This window comes from Arthrobacter dokdonellae, assembly GCF_003268655.1.
Classification (GTDB): Bacteria; Actinomycetota; Actinomycetes; order Actinomycetales; family Micrococcaceae; genus Specibacter; species Specibacter dokdonellae.
The window spans coordinates 2,887,692-2,905,863 of record NZ_CP029642.1; the positions used below are offsets into that span (position 1 = coordinate 2,887,692).

Annotated in this window: 17 protein-coding genes; 8 read left to right on the top strand and 9 right to left on the bottom strand. The window is 62.8% G+C overall.

Annotated elements, in window-relative coordinates; translation table 11 throughout:
* The first annotated feature begins 215 nt into the window (after nt 1-215).
* From DMB86_RS21345 to DMB86_RS12810, 3 genes are all read left to right on the top strand, one after another.
* Nucleotides 216-539 carry a PaaI family thioesterase gene (locus tag DMB86_RS21345; RefSeq protein WP_236783333.1) on the top strand — a complete coding sequence of 108 codons (324 nt, stop codon included), beginning with the start codon at nt 216-218 and terminating at the stop codon, nt 537-539.
* Nucleotides 536-1,789, top strand: a complete 1,254-nt coding sequence (locus DMB86_RS12805) for an MFS transporter (protein ID WP_227878355.1) — start codon at nt 536-538, stop codon at nt 1,787-1,789. Before DMB86_RS21345 ends, DMB86_RS12805 begins: the two co-directional genes overlap by 4 nt.
* A 134-nt stretch (nt 1,790-1,923) precedes the next feature.
* Nucleotides 1,924-2,808 (top strand): VOC family protein, encoded by an 885-nt coding sequence (locus tag DMB86_RS12810; RefSeq protein ID WP_113718152.1) that lies wholly within the window; start codon nt 1,924-1,926, stop codon nt 2,806-2,808.
* A 181-nt stretch (nt 2,809-2,989) separates the two neighbouring features.
* Here the strand turns inward: DMB86_RS12810 and DMB86_RS12815 are convergent, their stop codons facing one another.
* Together DMB86_RS12815 and DMB86_RS12820 are read right to left on the bottom strand one after the other, a co-directional pair.
* Nucleotides 2,990-3,703, bottom strand: a complete 714-nt coding sequence (locus DMB86_RS12815) for an SDR family oxidoreductase (RefSeq protein ID WP_113718153.1) — start codon at nt 3,701-3,703, stop codon at nt 2,990-2,992.
* Between the two features lie 32 nt (nt 3,704-3,735).
* Nucleotides 3,736-4,812, bottom strand: coding sequence for an alkene reductase (locus tag DMB86_RS12820; protein ID WP_113718154.1), 1,077 nt, complete (start codon nt 4,810-4,812; stop codon nt 3,736-3,738).
* Nucleotides 4,813-4,982: 170 nt separating this feature from the next.
* On the opposite strand from DMB86_RS12820, the gene DMB86_RS12825 reads away from it, so the two are divergent.
* On the top strand, nt 4,983-5,585 hold the full coding sequence (locus DMB86_RS12825; RefSeq protein ID WP_113718155.1) for a TetR/AcrR family transcriptional regulator: 603 nt from the start codon (nt 4,983-4,985) through the stop codon (nt 5,583-5,585).
* An 80-nt stretch (nt 5,586-5,665) separates the two neighbouring features.
* Here the strand turns inward: DMB86_RS12825 and lpdA are convergent, their stop codons facing one another.
* Nucleotides 5,666-7,078, bottom strand: a complete 1,413-nt coding sequence (gene lpdA / locus DMB86_RS12830; protein WP_113718156.1) for a dihydrolipoyl dehydrogenase — start codon at nt 7,076-7,078, stop codon at nt 5,666-5,668.
* Nucleotides 7,075-7,746 carry a TetR/AcrR family transcriptional regulator gene (locus tag DMB86_RS12835; protein ID WP_113719554.1) on the bottom strand — a complete coding sequence of 224 codons (672 nt, stop codon included), beginning with the start codon at nt 7,744-7,746 and terminating at the stop codon, nt 7,075-7,077. Before DMB86_RS12835 ends, lpdA begins: the two co-directional genes overlap by 4 nt.
* 117 nt (nt 7,747-7,863) lie before the next feature.
* Here DMB86_RS12835 and DMB86_RS12840 point away from each other — a divergent pair, with 117 nt between their 5' ends.
* From DMB86_RS12840 to DMB86_RS20620, 4 genes are all read left to right on the top strand, one after another.
* Entirely contained in the window at nt 7,864-8,730 is an 867-nt protein-coding gene (locus DMB86_RS12840; RefSeq protein WP_171814483.1) for an alpha/beta fold hydrolase, read from the top strand.
* Nucleotides 8,731-8,773: 43 nt separating this feature from the next.
* Entirely contained in the window at nt 8,774-9,769 is a 996-nt protein-coding gene (locus DMB86_RS12845) for an NADP-dependent oxidoreductase (protein ID WP_113718158.1), read from the top strand.
* Between the two features lie 71 nt (nt 9,770-9,840).
* Nucleotides 9,841-10,725, top strand: a complete 885-nt coding sequence (locus tag DMB86_RS12850) for an alpha/beta fold hydrolase (RefSeq protein ID WP_113718159.1) — start codon at nt 9,841-9,843, stop codon at nt 10,723-10,725.
* Nucleotides 10,726-10,734: 9 nt separating this feature from the next.
* Complete coding sequence (locus DMB86_RS20620; protein WP_171814484.1) at nt 10,735-10,911, top strand: hypothetical protein; 177 nt, start codon at nt 10,735-10,737, stop codon at nt 10,909-10,911.
* Between the two features lie 1,047 nt (nt 10,912-11,958).
* On the opposite strand, the gene DMB86_RS12860 is transcribed toward DMB86_RS20620, so the two are convergent.
* The 5 genes from DMB86_RS12860 to DMB86_RS12880 form a co-directional block, all read right to left on the bottom strand.
* Nucleotides 11,959-13,005: an NAD(P)-dependent alcohol dehydrogenase gene (locus tag DMB86_RS12860; RefSeq protein WP_113718161.1), complete on the bottom strand. Its 1,047-nt coding sequence runs from the start codon at nt 13,003-13,005 to the stop codon at nt 11,959-11,961.
* A 9-nt stretch (nt 13,006-13,014) separates the two neighbouring features.
* The gene (gene aspA, locus DMB86_RS12865; protein ID WP_227878356.1) at nt 13,015-14,466 is read right to left on the bottom strand and encodes an aspartate ammonia-lyase; all 1,452 of its coding nucleotides are present in this window, start codon (nt 14,464-14,466) and stop codon (nt 13,015-13,017) included.
* A gap of 78 nt (nt 14,467-14,544) precedes the next feature.
* On the bottom strand, nt 14,545-15,543 hold the full coding sequence (locus DMB86_RS12870; RefSeq protein WP_113718162.1) for a D-2-hydroxyacid dehydrogenase: 999 nt from the start codon (nt 15,541-15,543) through the stop codon (nt 14,545-14,547).
* The gene (locus DMB86_RS12875; protein ID WP_113718163.1) at nt 15,540-16,637 is read right to left on the bottom strand and encodes a tartrate dehydrogenase; all 1,098 of its coding nucleotides are present in this window, start codon (nt 16,635-16,637) and stop codon (nt 15,540-15,542) included. The genes DMB86_RS12870 and DMB86_RS12875 overlap by 4 nt, the downstream gene beginning before the upstream one ends.
* A complete protein-coding gene (locus DMB86_RS12880; RefSeq protein ID WP_227878357.1) occupies nt 16,634-18,061 on the bottom strand; it encodes an aldehyde dehydrogenase family protein in 1,428 nt (475 codons plus the stop codon). The genes DMB86_RS12875 and DMB86_RS12880 overlap by 4 nt, the downstream gene beginning before the upstream one ends.
* Between the last annotated feature and the right edge of the window lie 111 nt (nt 18,062-18,172).

The window sequence follows — 18,172 nt, forward strand, 5'->3', positions numbered from 1 at the left end:
AAACCGAAGGATTGCCCGTGACTCCACAGCCCGAGGTGTCGACGAACCGTTCGCGCATCATTCACTACCAAAGCCCGGAACCGGACAAGAAAAGGCTATTTGAGCGGACTGGGCTCGAACAGTTGCGCGCACTCGTTGACGGGACCGTTCCGCCGCCACCCATTAGCAGCCATATCGGGCTGGAATTCGTTTCAGTCGCAGAGGGGGATGTGGTGATGACAGCGCAACCGGATGAATCGCACTACAACCCGATCGGGTCGATTCACGGCGGATTTTTTGCCACCGTCCTTGATTCGGCCTGCGGGTGTGCCGTGCACAGCACGCTTCAGGCAGGAGTCGGCTACACGAGCCTGGAGATCAAGGTGTCCTTTCTCCGGCCCATCACCGCGGAAACGGGAACCGTCACCGCCCACGGCTGGGTCACCCGCCGCGGCAGGACGGCCGCCTTCGCCGAGGCCGATATCCGCGACAGTGACGGCAGGGTTTTGGCCACCGCCTCGAGCACCTGCCTGATCATCCACCCGGGCCCCGGCCAATGACCCGTCTATGCGCCGCCCCCAGCGAACATCAGCTGCAGGCGCTCAAGCGGGGACAACTGGGAAAACGCGGCGCATTCCTGGCCGCCGCATCCGTGCTCGCCCTGGTGCTTTGGTCCTCCGGAGCCCCGAGCACGCTGTACCCCAGCTACGCCGAAAAATGGGATCTTGCCCCGATTGTGATGACCAGCGTCTTCGCCACCTATCCCCTGGCACTCATTGTGGTGTTGCCGCTCTTCGGCAACCTCTCCGACCTCTACGGGCGGCGTTTGGTCATGATCGGCGGAGTCACGCTCATCGCGCTCTCCACACTGCTGTTCGCCTTCGCACCCAACGTCGGCTTCCTGTTTGCCGGCAGGGCACTGCAGGGCATGGGTTCCGGCCTGGCCATGGGAGCGGCAACAGTGTCGCTGATTGAGAACAATCCCAGAATCAGCCCCCGCTTCGCCAGTACGACGGCGACAGTTGCGACAGCGACGGGGCTCACCCTGGCCCTCTTCGTCAGTGGGCTGATGGCACAATATGTGCCACTGCCCTTGACGTTGAGCTACCTTGTCCTGCTCGTACTGGCTATCGCAGCGACGGCAGCCCTGCTCATGACCCCGGGCGACCGGCCCGAGGTTCGCCAGCGCTGGCACCCCCAGTCACCCAAGGTTCCGCACGGAATCCGGATGAGTTTCCTGATCGCCACCTTGTCGGTGGCTCTTGCCTACTCCATGGGCGCGATCTTCCTTTCCCTTGGAGCGCACATGATCGCCCAGTTCGCCCAGACGGACAACCGGGCGATCGTCGGTTCGCTCCTGGCAAGCTCGTCCGTGGCGATCTGCCTTACCGCCCTGCTGGCGGTGCGGGTTCCGGCCCGTACCCAGGTGTGGGCAGGGGCCGCGCTGACGGTCGTCAGCCTGGCCCTCATGGTTGGCGCCAGCACGTTTGGATCAAGCGCCCTGTTTCTGAGCTGGTGCCTGATGGGTGGCAGCGCCTATTCGCTGGCCTTCACCGGCGGGCTGGGCCTTATCAACAGCGTCGCACCCGCCCATCACCGAGGGGCAACACTGTCCCTGCTCTACCTCGTTGCCTACTTTTTCCAAGCAGTCACGGCCATCGGAGTCGGGGCACTTGCCACCTCGGGAACCCTGAGCACCGCGGTGATAACCGCGGCCGCGACCCTGGCCGGCCTCTCCATGCTCGTGGTGGTCCTGCTCAAGATCCCGACTCGCGTTTCCCAACAGGCTGCGGGTGCCGTCAACGTTTAGAAACGGCCAAGCACTCCGGGGTTCATCGCAATGTCGGTGGACACCTGCGATTCAGTTCGCATTAAGGCCCGCATCTCCATTGAAGGCCATGGACGCCCGTGGCATGCTGAAACAAGTCACTTCGAGGAGGAATCATGCAACGGATCGTGCCCAACGTATGGTGTCAAGGCAACGCGGTGGAGGTCGGAGAGTTCTACTCTGGGGTGCTTCCGCAAACGTCAGCGACGACAACCATGAACTATCCAACGGAGGGCTTGCTGGACTTCCAACGTGATTTCGCCGGGCAAGCCCTCGTCGTGGATGTGACCGTCAGCGGTTACCAGATCCGCCTCATCAATGCCGGGAATGAATTCCGCCCAACACCTGCCATCTCGTTCATCTTGAACATGGATCCGCTCCTGTTCGACGGCGGCGAGGATGAGGCACGCGCCCGCATCCAGAGCATCTGGGAGGCCTTCGCGGAAGGTGGCCAGGTGCGCATGGGGTTAGGCGAATATCCTTTCAGCAAGCTCTACGGCTGGGTCGAAGACCGCTTTGGAGTGAACTGGCAGCTGATGTTGAGCGATACTGCAGGAGACCGGCGGCCACAGGTGATTCCGCAGTTCCTTTTCACCGGACCCGATGCACGGGCCCAGCAGGCAATCGACCTCTACACGGGGCTTCTCCCTGATTCAGGCACCGGCACGGTCATGCCCCACCCGGACGAAGCAAACGGCATCATGTTCGCCGAATTCAAACTTGCCGGTCAGTGGTTCTCCGGCATGGATGGCGGCACCGAGCACGAATTCACGTTTACACCAGGGCTGTCACTGGAAATTTCCTGCGCAGATCAGGACGAGATCGATCGGTTGTGGGAGGCGCTGTCCAGCGTACCCGAGGCCGAACAATGTGGCTGGGTGGTGGACCGCTACGGCTTGAGCTGGCAAATCGTGCCGCAGAATATGGGCGAGCTCATGCAGCACCCGGGGGCCTTTGCGCGGATGCTCGACATGAAGAAACTCATCATTGCCGAGCTGTGACGCTCCGCCGTCACAGCTTTGTCGCGACTGCAGCCAGCCAGGGGTTGCAACTACCCGAGGGCCGGCTGTCAGATTTGGGATGGCGTCTCCGCGAAGCGCAGCGGTGCGGACAGTTCAGCGGCCGACGATTCGACGTGCCGCTGGCGCCGTGGTCGTGTCATGCCCACGGCGCCATCGCTGTTTATGCGGTTATGGCGGTTAGCTGTGGGTAGAGCTTTTCGATGGGGGCGCTCAGGCCGGCCTTAAGGTTGACGGAAGTGTCGTCAGCCAGCACTTCGTACTCCCCCGCTTCAACGGCATCGAACACGGTGCGCACCAGGTCCGCTGGGTCCTTCTTCGGATCGCTGGAGTGGGAGGCCATGGCCGTATCGACATAGGCGACGTGTACTCCGACCACGTGAACGCCGGCCGGTGCTAGCTCCAGGCGCAGGGAGTTCGTCGCCGACCACAAGGCGGCTTTCGTGGCACTGTAAATTCCAGCCACGGCATACCAGCTCAGAGCCGAGTGGATATCGATGATGACCGATCCGGTCCTGCCGGAGAGGATCGGTGCGAACGCGCGGGCCAAAAAGAGCGGGCCCAAAAAGTTCGTTTCCACATTGGTGCGGATTTCCTCATCGGTGTGGCTCAGAATCCCGGGCGTAGGCGTGGACGCACCGGCGTTGTTGATCAACACCGTCACATCCGGACCCGTTTCGACGGCGGCCCGGATCGAGGCGGCGTCGGTGACGTCCAGAACCAGCGGCACAATCCGCTCGTCATCCCAGACACGGGGGTTGCGGGCGGAGGCATAGACTTTGGCCGCGCCCCGGGCCAGGGCTTGATGGACAAAATGAGTGCCAATGCCACCGTTGGCTCCGGTGACCAGGACAACTGCTCCCTTAAGTGAGGGCATGGTTTTTCCTACTTTCTGCGGTTCAGGGATTATTAGACGTTCGCCAGGACGGGGTAATCGGTGTATCCGGACGCGCCGCCGGCATAGATCGTGGCGGGGTCCAGCTCGTTCATCGGCGCCTGGGCACGCAGACGCTCGACGACGTCGGGGTTGGCCAGTGCCATACGACCCACCGGGGCGATATCGGCAAAGCCGGCGTCGATGTCAGCGGCGAGCTGCTCGCGGGTGCGTCCGTAGCGGACCACGAGCACCGCCGTCGGCCAGACCTCACGGAAGGACTGCAACAACTCATCGTCGCCCACGTGGTGCAGGTGCAGATAAGCCAAGTTCAGGCCAGCCAGCTCACCAACCAGGTGACGATACTGGGCCCGCACATCGGCAACCTCACCTTCATTAATGCCACCCGACGGCATGGACGGCGACAAGCGAATGCCGACGCGGTCTGCGCCGATCTCCTGCGCCACAGCACGGGCCACCTCGATGACAAGGCGGGAGCGGTTCTCGATCGATCCACCATAAGAGTCGGTGCGGTGGTTCGCGTTCGGGGACAGGAACTGATGCAGCAGGTAACCGTTGGCCCCGTGAATCTCCACGCCGTCGGCGCCAGCGACGATCGCCGAGGCTGCGGCGTGGCGGAACTCGGCAACCGTGGCCTGAATATCCTCGAGGCCCAGTTCACGCGGCACCGGTGTCTGCTGCTGTCCACTCGGGGTCGCAATGTCCACACCGGCCGAAATGGCCGACGGCGCCACCGGCTGGCGGTGATGCGGGGTGTTGTCCGGGTGGGCGTTCCGGCCCGCGTGCATCAACTGAATGAACAACGATCCACCACCGGCATGCACGGCATCGGCGACGTTCCGCCACCCTTCAATGTGCTCCGGGGTATAAATGCCGGGGGTGTTCAGGTAGCCCTGCCCGTCGGCCGAGGGCTGGGTGCCTTCGGTGATCAACAGCCCCAGGGACGCGCGCTGAGCATAGTATTCGGCGACAAGATCGCCAGGAGTACCGTCGGGGTTGGCCCGGTTGCGGGTCATCGGCGCCAGCGCGAGCCGGTGGGGAAGTTCCACACGGCCCAGGGTGAATGGTTGCCACAGAGAAGACAAAGTCATGGGGAAAATGTTCCTTCGAAATAGGGAGGGCACAACGCCGGTGCCACGGTCCGCAAAGCTGGGAGCTCCGGGCCGTCATGGGAGAATGAGTTGACCCATATCCGAGCCCAAACTGTACCGACTATACTCATAACTGAGCGCAATCGATTTGTATTCCTGAAGGGACCATCGTGCCAGAAACTTCCCAGCCCCTCGGTCGGCGCGAGCGGAACAAGCAAGCCAAACTGGACCGCATCGTGGCAGCCGCCGGCGAACTCTTTTCCGAATATGGGGTCGACGATGTCACCACACAGCAAATCGCCGAAAAAGCCGACATCGGAGCCGGCACCTTATTCCTCTATGCCAAGTCCAAGGGCGAGCTCCTGCTCATGGTGCAAAACTCCAGCTACGCCGATTCACTCGTGCGGGGCAGAGCCGCCGCGGAGAAGACTCCCGACATGCTTCAAGCCGTCATGGCGATCCTCACCCAAGTGGTCCACTGCAACCGAATCCAGGTCGACAACGGCCGAAGCTACCTGAAGGAGATGGTTTTTGGTGACCCGGAGGAACCACACCGCCGCGAAGCGCTCGGTCTCTCACTTCAGACAGAGGAGGCCGTCGCCGTCGTACTTCAACGAGATCAGCGCATCGACTCTACCGCGGCCTCAACTCTTGCGCACATCATCTCCGCCATCATGTTCCTGGCCATGTCCGCCACGGGAAACGCGACAAAGACCGTCGAGGAACTGCTGGCGGAGATCAGGACCCAGATCCAGGTAATTTTGCAGCGCTAGAGGCAACAGACGCCTGGCCGTGACCGCAAGTTCACGCGCCTGGGCCCGAACTTCGCGGCACGGTCTCGCCTTAATTGTTCTCACAGGTTGATCGTGTGCCCAAGCAGTCCATGGAAACCTTCCTGCAGGGCTTCACCGAGAGTGGGATGCGTATGGATGTTGCGGGCGAGTTCGCCCGCCGTGAGGTCCCACTTCTGGGCGAGCGTGAGTTCAGGAAGGAGCTCGGCAACATCCGCGCCAATCATGTGCGCGCCAAGTAGTTCCCCATACTTACTGTCCGCAATAAGCTTCACAAACCCGCTTGGCTCGCCAAGCCCTTGCGCTTTGCCGTTGGCGGTGAAAGGGAACGTCGCGATCTTAAGATCGTAGCCTTCGTCGCGGGCCTGCTGCTCAGTGAGGCCGAAGGAGGCAACCTGGGGTTGGCTAAACGTGGCTCGGGGCATCATCCGGTAGTCGCCCAGCGTCATGGTCTCGGCCCCTGCAATGGTTTCAGCTGCGACGACTCCCTGGGCTTCCGCGACGTGGGCAAGTTGGAGTTTCGCGGTGACGTCACCGATCGCGTACAGGTGTGGCACGTTGGTGCGCATGTAGTCGTCGATGCCTATCGCTCCCCTTCCAGTCAGGGCAACGCCCGTGTTTTCGAGTCCGTATCCCCCGGTGCGGGGAGCGAAGCCTACTGACATGAGGACCTTGTCGGCTCGGATACTCGAGCGCTGACCGCTTGCTGCCGCGTAAGCCACGGTGACGGATGTTCCGTCGTCGTCGATGGTCTCAACTTTCGTGGAGGTCAGGATGTCGATGCCCAGTTTCTTGTACTGGCGTCCAATTTCCTTCGATACCTCGATGTCCTCGTTCGGCAGCGCCCGGTCAAGGAACTCGATGATGGTGACTTTGACCCCGTAGTTCACCAGTACGTAAGCGAACTCCATGCCGATCGCCCCGGCACCGACGATCACGATCGACTCGGGCAGCTGGCGAGAGAGTATCTGCTCTTCGTATGTGACCACATTCTCGCTGAGCTCCACGCCGGGTAGCAGTCGGACGGTGGAGCCCGTGGCGATGATGACGTCGTTGAAGGTGACGTTCTCGGTGCCACCGTCGCTGAGGGCGACCTCGATGGTGCCGGCGTCGCGAAAGGTGCCGTAGCCGTCGATCTCGGTGATGGCGTTCTTCTTCATCAGGAAATGCACTCCCCTGGCCCGCCCGTCAGCGACGGTGCGGCTGCGATCGTACGCGGCCCCATAATCGAAGGTCACGTCCCCCCTGATGCCGAATAGATCAGCTTTGTGGTGGAAGGTGTGGGCGAGTTCGGCGTTGCGTAGCAGCGCTTTGGAAGGGATGCAGCCAACGTTCAGGCAGACCCCACCCCAGTATTGCTTCTCGATGACAGCGACGCTCTTGCCGAGTTGGGCGGCGCGGATCGCGGCAACATAGCCGCCGGGACCTGCGCCGAGGACTACGACGTCGAAATGGCTGCTCCAGGTGGTGTTCATTGGTTTCTCTTTCTTAATCTGAATGAGGTGTTGGTGGCGGTTATGCCGTGTGGTGGTGGGGGCAGGACGGCTGTGACTTGCTGGCGGATCTGGTCCAGGATTTCGGCTGGTGTCTCGTGCAGGTGCACGGTGGCGATAGTGGTCACGTGGATGATCGAGGTGACTACCCGGGCGAGACTGTACGCATCGGACGGGCCGATGTCCGGATCATCGGTGAGGATGGCGGCGAGGCCGTCTTCCAGCCGAGCTGAGAGGGCGAGCCCTTCGCGGCGGTGGGGTTCAGAGGGGTCGCCTGAGACGAGCTCATGGAGGTAGGTTCGGCCATTCTCAGGCTGTTCGCGGATACACGCCACGACCGGTTCCACGAGTCCGAGGACCGCCCCTATCGTGGGCGCCCCGGCGCGTGCGGCGATGTAGGCGGCGGTGAGTCCGTCGTCGATGGCGGTCGCGAACTTCTGATTCTGCACCAAAATCAACAACTCCGCCTTCGTCGACGCATACAAGTACAAGGTCCCAATAGCAACATCGGCCCGGTCGGCGATTTGCTGTGTGGTCACGCCACCAACTCCGTGTTCGGCGAACAGAGCGCGCCCGGCTTCCATGATCCGGACTCGTTTGTCCTGCTTCGCACGCTCCCGCCGGCCCGGCGGATCCGGATGGGAATTCATAACACCCTCCCCCTTGACAAAGTAATTGAGTATGTTCAAACTTGAGTATACTCAATTTTGATAAAAGCGGAACCACGCCGGATAACCACTGAGCACAGAATGGAGCAAGGAGCCGACTTGACGAGGACACAGCAGGGACCGAACGCCGTTCCGGGGCGATTCGTCGACACTCCCACCCTCACCGTGACCGCGGCGGGAGTGCGCTTCGTGTACCGCGAGCTCGGCAACGGGCACTATGGCGTGCCGTTGGTGGGGCTGACGCATCTGGGCGCAAACCTGGATAGCTGGGACCCGGAGGTTGTAGACGCTCTCGCGGAAGGCAGGAGGGTCATCCTGATCGGGTATCGCGGCGTCGGCGCTTCCACAGGTTCGGTGCAGGGTCGGTTCGAGGACATGGCCAAGGACATGATCTCGGTGATTCATGCGCTGGGGTTGACCCGGGTGGATGTGCTCGGTTTATCAATGGGTGGCATGGCTGCCCAGGAGATCCTCCGACTGGCCCCCCAGTTGGTGGAGCGCGTCATTCTCGCCGGTACTGGTCCGCAGGGTGGACCCGGACTGACAGCAATGACGAAAGTCATGATCCGGAACATCCTCCGCGGCGTAATCACGTTCACGCCCGCCACGACGCTGCTGTTCTTCACCCGCACTCCCAATGGCAGGCAGGCCGCGAATGCCTATCAGGCCCGCATTAGGCTGCGCCGCACCGGTCGGGACAAGCTGGTCACCCCGATGGTGTTGCGCGCGCAGCTGCGCGCGGTGAATCGATGGGGACACGAGCAGCCGGACGACGACACGTTCACCGGTCCGGCCCTCATCTTGCATGGCGACAGCGACCGGATGGTCCCCATGGGAAATGTCGCACCGCTGTTGGCCCGGTTCCCGCACGCCGAGGTTCGCGTCTTCACCGACTCAGGCCACAGCGTCGTTCCCCAGAACAGGCACGCCGTCACCGACATCATCACGCGGTTCCTGCAGCGCTGACCGCCGTTATCAACCCCAAGACTCATAACAAGGAGAAATCATTATGCGAGCGTTCGTATTCGACAAATACAAGGCGCCCCTGCACGAAGCCGAGGTTCCCGAACCCACCGTTGGCGAGCGGGATGTCCTCGTGCAGGTGCTCGCGGCCGGGGTGAACCAACTCGATGAGAAGATCCGCGAAGGCGAATTCAAGGCGATCCTTCCTTACAAAACCCCGCTCACCCTGGGTCACGACGTCGCCGGCACCGTCATCCGCGCTGGCGGCAAGGTGACAGGATTCAAGCCTGGTGATCAGGTATATGCCCGTCCGCGTGATCACCGCATTGGCACCTTTGCTGAGCGCATCGCGATCAACGAGGCCGATCTGGCCCTCGCGCCCGCTACGATCAGCCCCGTCGAGGCTGCATCACTGCCGTTGGTGGCCCTCACCGCGTGGCAGGCGCTCGTCGTCAGAGTCAACGTGAAACCGGGCCAGAAGGTCCTCATCCACGCCGGTGCGGGCGGCGTCGGTTCGATCACGATCCAACTCGCCAAGTACCTCGGCGCCCACGTCGCCACCACTGCCGCCGGGAAGAATGCCGACCTTGTCCGCGAACTCGGAGCGGACGTGGTGATCGACTACCGCACCCAGGACTTCGAGAAGGAACTCTCCGGGTACGACTTGGTCTTGGACAGTCGTGGCGGGGAGAACCTCGAGAAGTCCCTGCGCATCCTGCGCCCCGGCGGGAAGGCGATCGGGATTTCCGGCCCACCCGACCCCGCCTTCGCGAAGAAGGCAGGCTTAAATCCGATACTGCGCCTGGCGATCACAGCACTGAGCAGCAAGATCCGCAGGCAGGCGAAGAAGCTCGGCGTGAGCTACGAATTCCTCCTCATGGACGCCAGCGGTGACCAGCTCCGTCAGATCGCGACACTCGTCGACAACGGCACGCTGCGCCCCGTCATAGGAAAGACCTTTCCCTTCGATGAGACCCCACAGGCCCTCGACGCACTCGCCAAGGGTGGGATCCGAGGAAAAGCCGTCATCACCGCCCCGTAACCGAACCGCCGCACCGGACAAACCGATAGATCAACAACATCTCACGTCACGAAACAAAAGGAGAGAACATCATGAACACAGCTAGCGAACCAGTCATCACGTCCTACGCAAAAGCCCCCGCGAAGACCATCACGGCAGGAGGCATCACGTTCGCCTACCGCGAGCTCGGCCCGAAGGGAGGTGTTCCCGTCGTGTTCTTCGTGCACCTGGCAGCGACCCTTGACAACTGGGACCCTCGCATCATCGACCCGATCGCACAAACAAGGCACGTCATCACCTTTGACCAGCAAGGCGTCGGCGCCTCCTCCGGCACAGTCCCCGACACGCTTGAGGAAGCCGCGGAGGACGCCTACAAGTTCATCACCGCGCTCGGATACGACAAGATCGACATCTTTTCCTTCTCAATGGGCGGCATGATCGCCCAAGACCTCCTCGTCAAGCACCCGGATCTGGTCCGCAAGCTCGTCCTCACGGGGACAGGTCCGCGCGGCGGCAGAGACATGGACAAGGTTGTCGGAGTGACCTACTACGACATCTTCCGCTCCATCATTACCCGCTCCGATCCGAAGGAATTCCTCTTCTTCAACCGCGACAACGACGGAAAGCAAGCCGGGAAGGCGTTCGTCGAACGTCTCAAGGAGCGCACCGCGGACCGGGACCAGCCCATCAGCAACAAGTCATTCAGCCGCCAGCTCAAGGCCATCCAACGGTACGGACGCTCCGCGCCGTCGGACCTGTCCGTGATCACCCAGCCGACCTTGATCGCCAACGGCGACCACGATCGCATGGTCCCCTCCATCCTCTCCGTTGACCTAAACCAGCGCATCAAGGACAGCGAGCTGATCATCTACCCCAACTCCGGTCATGGCGGCATCTTCCAATACTGGGAAAAGTTCGCACCCATCGCCGCAAAGTTCCTCACCAACTCCACCACCGGCCACACCGAAACCAGCTAGGAGAACCGCATGAGCGACACGCCCAAACCGGTCCTCTCCAAGCACTTCACATCCCTGATCCTGCTGTGGATGCGCGCCGACGAGCCCCGCCAAGACGGCATGGCCGGTGAAACGGGGCGCGCTCGGGCACCATCAGGACCGGCGCGAAAGCCGTGGTCAGGCTCCACCACGCCCTCGCAATCATGACGTACCTATCGCAATCCATCGACACGGATTCCCAATGGCCGCAAAGAGTCGTCGACACTATTCAAAACTTCCCTGAACGGCCCGAATTCACGAACACCACTCTGGGCGCCCCCGTGGATAGGGCGAACCAGGAACTATGGCACGCTTGAGCCACAACCGTCCGCGGAGCTTGTCGGACCGGTAGCGGAAATCCAAGGCGCGGCCAACGGGGCACTGATCCGCGCGGCAACCAAAAGCCACGACCCACGGAGTCAAGACAACGTCAGAGGACGCCCCTGGAAGGGCCAATCCCGATACGGCGCGGTGTTCAATTTAATGAGTTTTTAGTTGGTCAGCCACGGCGCGCCCGTTTGCCCATTGCTGGGCTCGGTTTCGCCGTGGCTGCCCGCCTAACCGGATGTGCGACTCTCACCGCATCCGGCTCTCCATGCGACGCTGCAGGATGGCTTCGGTACCGGGCGTGCCCAGCGAGCAGCTGTGATGTCGAGCCTGGCGGCAGCGTCGGCTCGTTTGTCTGACGCCGCCCTCAGTCTTCGGGCGATGGCGGCGCGCCGGATGGTGGCGGCGACGGGCCAGGCTTTGCCGGCGAGGGTGTCGCTGACCTTGGTGTTCACCTGGGCCAGTGCGGACGGGTCGCCATCGGTTCGGTATGGACGCGCCAGACGGTGATCCAGGCCCGATCAGCTGTGAGCCGGACGTCCTGTCGGATGCGGGCAGTCGTCTCGTGTCTGGGGCCGAGCATCCTCTTTGCGGGCGGCATTCCAACGATCACCGACCATCCAGAGCTCGTCCGCAAGCCCGGCCCCCGAGAGAATGAAGGCACGAAGCGCCGGAAGATGGATTGGAGCCGATGACACTCGGATTCGTCGTGCTTGCGTAGGCACTACCCCTTGCCGGCTTAGGTCTGCGGTGCTCTAAGCTACCAGGCTGGCGCATGGCCTCTGGTGGTAGCGCCTGTCCAAAAGCATGTTCGAGGTCCCTTGACCCAAGGTTTCACAGAGGCTGTTGACCTGGTGGAGCGCCCCTCCCTGTTCGCTTTGGAGTGCCCTAGAACGTGCCGGCGTCGATCACGAAACGGTACCGGACGTCACTGGCGATAACCCGGTCGAAGGCGTCGTTGATTTTGCTGGCTGGAATGACCTCAACTTCTGCTCCAAGGCCGCCGCTGGCTCCGCAGAAATTGAGCATCTCCTGCGTCTGCCTTATACCGCCCATTTTGGATCCGGCGAGGTTGCGCCGCAAAGAAATAAGTGACCAGGCGCGCTGCGTCGGTGGCTTGGAAGGCAGCCCGACGAGAACCATGGTGCCGTCCAAGGCAAGCAGCGAAAGGTACTGGTCGACGTCGATATCGGCCGAGACTGTGTTGATAATCAGATGAAAGTGACCCGTCAGGACTTCGAACGTGCCGGGGTCGGACGTGGCGTAATAATGCTGTGCCCCCAGGCCGAGCGCGTCCTCCTGCTTCTTTAGTGACTGACTGAGCACGGTCACTTCGGCGCCCATCGCAGCCGCCATCTTGAGGCCCATGTGGCCTAGCCCACCCATGCCAATGATGGCTTCGCGCTTCCCCGGCCCGGCGTTCCAGTTCCGCAGAGGCGAGTACATGGTGATGCCGGCGCATAGCAGAGGGGCGGCGGAATCAAGCGGAATGCCGTCAGGAATCCGCAGCACATAATTCTCATCCACCACGATGCTGGTGCTGTAACCCCCCTGGGTGGGCAGGCCGTCCCGGCCCACAGAGTTGTACGTGCTGGTGGAGCCTGCGAGGCAGTGCTGTTCCTCGCCGGCGCGGCAGTTGACGCAGTCACGGCAGGAGTCCACAAAACAGCCCACGCCCACACGGTCCCCCACTGCATGGCGCGTCACTCGGGCTCCGACCGCCTCCACGACTCCGGCAATCTCGTGCCCAATAACCACCGGGTACTTAACGCTCGCCCAGTCGCCACGCGCCGTGTGGATATCGGAGTGGCAGATTCCTGTGAACTTGATGGCGATGCGTACTTCGAAGTCACCGGGGTCGCGGCGCTCAATGGTGCCGGGCTCCAAGGCGGCGGTGGGCGAAGTCGCGACATAGGCTTTGGCAAGTGTGGGCATGTTGCCTACTTAGCTGCTGATGGGGACGGGTTCGGCGCGGGCCTGAGGGTTCGCCAAGTGTTCGGGGCGGAGGATCTCCTTGAGTCCGTCGGTCGTGAGGAGACCCCGTTCCAGGACCAAGGAGGTGACGCTGCGCCCCGTTGAGAGCGCCTGCCGGGCGATGGAGGTGGCCGCGTCGTAACCGATAAGCGGGTTGAGGATGGTGACGACCCCGATGCTCGCTTCGACCTGTGAGCGGAGATATTCCTTGTTGGCGGTAATCCCGTCGATGCAGTGGTCCGCCAGCGTTCGACATGCCGCGGTGAGGTGGGTGAGGCTGGCGAACATGGACCGGGCGATGATCGGCTCAAACGCGTTCAGCTGCAGCTGCCCGGCTTCGGCGGCCATCGTGATGGTCAGGTCGTTGCCGATGACCTCGAAGGCAACTTGGTTCACGACTTCCGGAATGACCGGATTGACCTTCCCTGGCATGATGCTCGAGCCAGCCTGCCGCGGGGGAAGGTTAATTTCAGCGAAGCCTGCCCGTGGCCCGGAAGACAGCAGCCGCAGGTCGTTGCAGATCTTTGACAGCTTTACTGCGACTCGCTTTAGCATCCCGGAGAACAGTACGAAAACACCACAGTCCTGGGTTGCCTCGACGAGGTTGCCGGCTGTGACAAGCGGCAGACCGCTGATGCCCTGCAGGTGTGCGCAGGCTTCGGCGGCGTAACGTGGATGGGTGTTGATGCCTGTACCTATGGCGGTCCCGCCGAGGTTGATCTCGTGCAGGTGAACCAAGGCCTCCCGGATCCGCCGTTCGTCCTCGTCCACCATCACGGCATACGTGCTGAATTCCTGGCCCAGGGTCATGGGCACGGCGTCCTGCAGCTGCGTCCGGCCGACTTTCACCACGTCATCGAACTCAACGGCCTTGCGCAGGAGTGCTTGGCGGAGATGCGCCATTGCAGTCAACAGCTCGTGGGCCCCCTGGATGGTGGCGATCTTAATCGCGGTGGGGTACACGTCATTGGTGGACTGGCCCATGTTCACATCACCATTTGGGTGGACAACGGAGTACTCGCCCTTGGCGAGGCCCATGTGCTCCAGCGCCCGGTTCGCGATAACCTCGTTCGCATTCATGTTTGTCGACGTTCCGGCGCCGCCCTGAATTACATCCACAACAAACTGATCCAGCAGCAGGCCCTGTTCGATGTCCCGGCAGGCTTGCGCGATGGCCTCCTTCTTGGCGGCATCAATCAGGGCCAGATTGAAATTGGTCAGCACGGCCGCATGCTTCACTTGGGCCAACGCCTGTACCAGCAGAGGATAGGCAGAGATCCTTGTCCCCGTAATCGGGAAGTTCTCCACTGCACGAACGGTCTGGATGCCCCAGTAGGCGGCCGCAGGGATCTCCCGGGACCCCATGAAGTCGGTCTCCGTCCTGCTTTCCGTGGCTTCCAGCAGGGTCGATTGCTCTGTCATTTCTCAGTCCTCGTGTCGATTGCTCCGTAAGGCTCCATTTTTGTGCGTTGAAATGGCGCTTATGGAGCGAACGCTGGGCTAGTTGGTTAGGGCGGGCTCAGGGGTCGGAACGAACCCGAGGGCCTTGTCCACGACGTTTTCCAGTGGCTCGCCGCTGCAGTACCGTTTCAGATTGTCCACAAACAGCTTGCCGAGATCATCGAGATAGTCGCCGGTGTCACCGCTCATGTGCGGTGTGATGATGACGTTCTCCATCCCCCACAGGGCGTGGCTTTTTGGAAGCGGCTCGGGATGCACCACATCAAGCGCTGCCCCCGCAATCGCCCCCGACGCCAGCGCTTGAGTAAGGTCGCCGGTAACCACCAGCTCCCCGCGGCCCACGTTGATCAGGTGTGCGGAGCCCTTCATGCCGTCAAGGACTTTGGTATCGACCAGGCCGCGGGTCTCATCGGTCAGCGGTGCTGCGAGCACCACAACGTCGTAACCGTGGACGATGGCCGCGAGGTCGGCGGAGGAGTGAATCCGGCCGAAGTCGGAGTCCCCGGGACGGCCGGCCCGGCCGGCGCCGTCGACGTCCATGCCGACGGCGCGGAAGAGCCGTGCGATCTCCCGGCCGACGGATCCGGTTCCCACCACCAGTGCGCGCCGGCCATGGATCTTGCGGGTGACACGGTGCTGCCAGCGCTGCTGCTGCTGCAGCCTAAACGAACCCTGGGCATCCTTGGCCAGGTCCAGCACAAAACCGAGCGCGAACTCCGCGATCGCCCGACTCAGCACACCGCGGGAGTTCGTATAGGTAATCTCGCTCGCCACCAGCCCATCAAACATCAGCTGGCTCACTCCCGCGGCCGACACGTGGACCCACTGCAGGGACGAGGCGGCGCCCCAGTTCTCCCGCAATGCCGGGGAGAAGGAGTGCCACTGGTAGAGCACGTCTGCGCCGTCCAGGGCCTCCGCAAGTCCGTCGGCTTTGGCCAGCCTGACCTCCGCGAGCTCCTCGACCTCCGCCAGCCGGGGCGGCAGCGCCTCGCGGTAAAGGGCCGCGACGACGGGCCGCCTGCGCTTCGCGCCGGTCATCGCGCTGCCGCTGCGGCGGCGTCCTCCGCGTAGTTGCCGGCAAGGGCATCGATGGCGGACAGCACAGCGGCCGTGAACTCGGACGTCGAGGAGGTTCCACCGACGTCGCGGGTGCCATTGCCGTCACGCAGGGCGGATTCGAACGCGGCTTGCAGGTGAGCGGCGGCCTCGGGGTGTCCGAGGTGCTCCAGCATCATCGCCCCCGACCAGATCTGTCCCACGGGGTTCGCCAGACCCTTTCCGGCGATGTCCGGGGCTGATCCGTGGACCGGTTCGAAGAGGGACGGGTGGTCGCCCTCGGGGTTCAGGTTTGCGCTGGGAGCCAGGCCGATGGAGCCGGTCGCTGCGCTGCCCAGGTCCGAGAGGATGTCGCCGAACAGGTTGGAGGCCACGATGACGTCCAGGGTCCAGGGCTTCAGGACAAGGTGCGCGGCGAGTGCATCCACCAGTTCGCTGGTGAGGGTGACGTCCGGGTACTTGCGGACCGTTTCGGCAACGACCTCGTCCCAGAACGGCATGGTGTGCACGATGCCGTTGCTTTTGGTGGCCGAGGTAAGCTGTCCGCGCCTGGATGAGGCCAGGCGCGCAGCGTAGTGCGCTGCCCGCAGCACGCCCAACCGGGTGTAGACGGTGGTCTGCATGGCGCTTTCCTCGGGCAGGCCGCGGTACATCCGGCCGCCGATTTCAGAGTATTCCCCTTCGTTGTTTTCCCGGACGATGAGGAGGTCGATCGGATGCTTGGCCGCAAGCGGTGACTCAACGCCGTCGAGCGTTTTGACGGGACGGAGGTTGATGTACTGCTGGAACTCGCGCCGGATGGGAATCAGCAACCCCCACAGCGACTCCGTGTCCGGAACCTCGGGCGAACCCACAGCGCCCAGGAAGATGGCGTCGTGCCGGGCGAGCTGTTCCAGCCCGTCCGCGGCCATCATCCGGCCGTGCCTGGCGTAGTAGTCGCATCCCCAATCAAAGAAGGTGAATTCCAGATCCAGCGAATGCAGGTCCGCAATGCGCCCCAGGCAATCGATGGCCGCGGGCATAACTTCGTTGCCGATGCCGTCGCCGGCGATGACTGCGATCTTGTGGGTGCTCATGATGTTTTCCGCTCTGGCAGCCCGCCCGGCAGTTGTTGCCAGCGGGATCCGGATCCTTGAAGGTTGACTATGGTGCTTTTAGGTTCCGTCATCTCGTGGACGGCATACCTGACGCCTTCGCGCCCCACTCCGGATTTCTTGAATCCGCCGAACGGCATCGAATCGATCCGGACGTCACTGGTCTCGTTGATCACCACAGCCCCGACGTGGAGCCGGTCGGCTATTGCCAGGGCAAGGTCGATGGACTGGGTGAAAACGCCTGCCTGGAGTCCGTAGTCGGTGTTGTTTGCCGCATGGATGGCGTCCTGAACGTCGATGAACGGGAGAATGCTGACGACAGGCCCAAACACTTCCTCGCGGATTACCCGGCATTCCGGGGGCACCTCGGTCAGGACCGTCGGCTCAAAGTGGGCGTTATGGCGGTGTCCTCCTGCGTGGACAGTGGCGCCCGCCGCTTTGGCTTCTTCCACCCATTCCTCGACGCGCCGGGCCTCGGCCTCGGAAATCAGCGGGCCGACGTCGGTGCCGCGGTCCAGCTTCGGCCCGGTCCTGAGCGCCCTGGTACCGGAGGTGACATGGTCAAGGACCTCTTCGAACAGTGAAGTATGCACGTAGACGCGCTGGACCGACAGGCAGTTCTGCCCGGCCACCCCGAAAGCGCCCGCAACGATCGCCTTCGCCGCGGCTTCTGCATCGGCATCCGCGCAGACAATCGTGGCGTTGTTCCCGCCGAGCTCGGAGAGGATCTTCTTCGCCCCGGCCGCGGCAGCGATGCGTTCCGCCGTCTGGGGACCGCCGGTGAAGGAAATCAAGTCCACCCGGGGGTCGGTGACAAGGGCCTCAGCCACGCCGGGGCCGCTCACGATCGCCGCGATGCGCCCGGAGGGGACGCCGGCTTCGAGCAGCAGCTGGACTAGGGCCAGCCCGGTCAGCGGCGTGCGCGTGGAAGGCTTAAGCACGACGCCGTTGCCTCCGATGAGGGCCGGTCCCAGCTTGTGTGCCACCAGGTTCAACGGGTCGTTGAACGGCGTGATGGCCGCAACGATTCCCACCGGCTTACGGCTGTACCAGCCGATCTTGGTGCCACCGGCCAGGCTCTCCTCGAAGCCGAGGGTCTCCCCCGCCAGTTCGCCGGATGCGGCGGCAGAGAGCCTGAAGGTCTCGATGCTGCGGAGCACTTCGCGCTCGGCTTCGGTGATGGTTTTGCTGCTCTCGGCAGCGATGATGTTGGCGAACCTATCAGCCTGCTCCCCTAAAAGCAGGACCGCCTTTTCCAGTGCCTGCCGGCGGGCCCGCAACGGCCAGTCGTCATCCTGGAGGTGACGGTGAAGGTGCGCTACGGCGCGTCGAACGTCCTCGGTTGTCGAGGTGCATACCCGCCCGAGCAGGACACCGTCTTCAGGGTCCCTTACCTCAAGGCTCATGTCGGCGGTTTGCCACTGGCCTTCGAAGTACGCCCCTCCCGGGAGATTCGCAAATTTTGAGCGCCTGTAGGCGGTATCTTCTGCAGATTTTGAGCGTGTGGCAGCCACGGT

Coding starts and splice junctions, on each gene's coding strand:
- DMB86_RS21345 (WP_236783333.1), top strand. CDS start 216: ATGACAGCGCAACCGGATGAATCGCACTACAACCCGATCGGGTCGATT.
- DMB86_RS12805 (WP_227878355.1), top strand. CDS start 536: ATGACCCGTCTATGCGCCGCCCCCAGCGAACATCAGCTGCAGGCGCTC.
- DMB86_RS12810 (WP_113718152.1), top strand. CDS start 1,924: ATGCAACGGATCGTGCCCAACGTATGGTGTCAAGGCAACGCGGTGGAG.
- DMB86_RS12815 (WP_113718153.1), bottom strand. CDS start 3,703: ATGCCCTCACTTAAGGGAGCAGTTGTCCTGGTCACCGGAGCCAACGGT.
- DMB86_RS12820 (WP_113718154.1), bottom strand. CDS start 4,812: ATGACTTTGTCTTCTCTGTGGCAACCATTCACCCTGGGCCGTGTGGAA.
- lpdA (WP_113718156.1), bottom strand. CDS start 7,078: ATGAACACCACCTGGAGCAGCCATTTCGACGTCGTAGTCCTCGGCGCA.
- DMB86_RS12835 (WP_113719554.1), bottom strand. CDS start 7,746: ATGAATTCCCATCCGGATCCGCCGGGCCGGCGGGAGCGTGCGAAGCAG.
- DMB86_RS12845 (WP_113718158.1), top strand. CDS start 8,774: ATGCGAGCGTTCGTATTCGACAAATACAAGGCGCCCCTGCACGAAGCC.
- DMB86_RS12850 (WP_113718159.1), top strand. CDS start 9,841: ATGAACACAGCTAGCGAACCAGTCATCACGTCCTACGCAAAAGCCCCC.
- DMB86_RS20620 (WP_171814484.1), top strand. CDS start 10,735: ATGAGCGACACGCCCAAACCGGTCCTCTCCAAGCACTTCACATCCCTG.
- DMB86_RS12860 (WP_113718161.1), bottom strand. CDS start 13,005: ATGCCCACACTTGCCAAAGCCTATGTCGCGACTTCGCCCACCGCCGCC.
- aspA (WP_227878356.1), bottom strand. CDS start 14,466: ATGACAGAGCAATCGACCCTGCTGGAAGCCACGGAAAGCAGGACGGAG.
- DMB86_RS12870 (WP_113718162.1), bottom strand. CDS start 15,543: ATGACCGGCGCGAAGCGCAGGCGGCCCGTCGTCGCGGCCCTTTACCGC.
- DMB86_RS12875 (WP_113718163.1), bottom strand. CDS start 16,637: ATGAGCACCCACAAGATCGCAGTCATCGCCGGCGACGGCATCGGCAAC.
- DMB86_RS12880 (WP_227878357.1), bottom strand. CDS start 18,061: ATGAGCCTTGAGGTAAGGGACCCTGAAGACGGTGTCCTGCTCGGGCGG.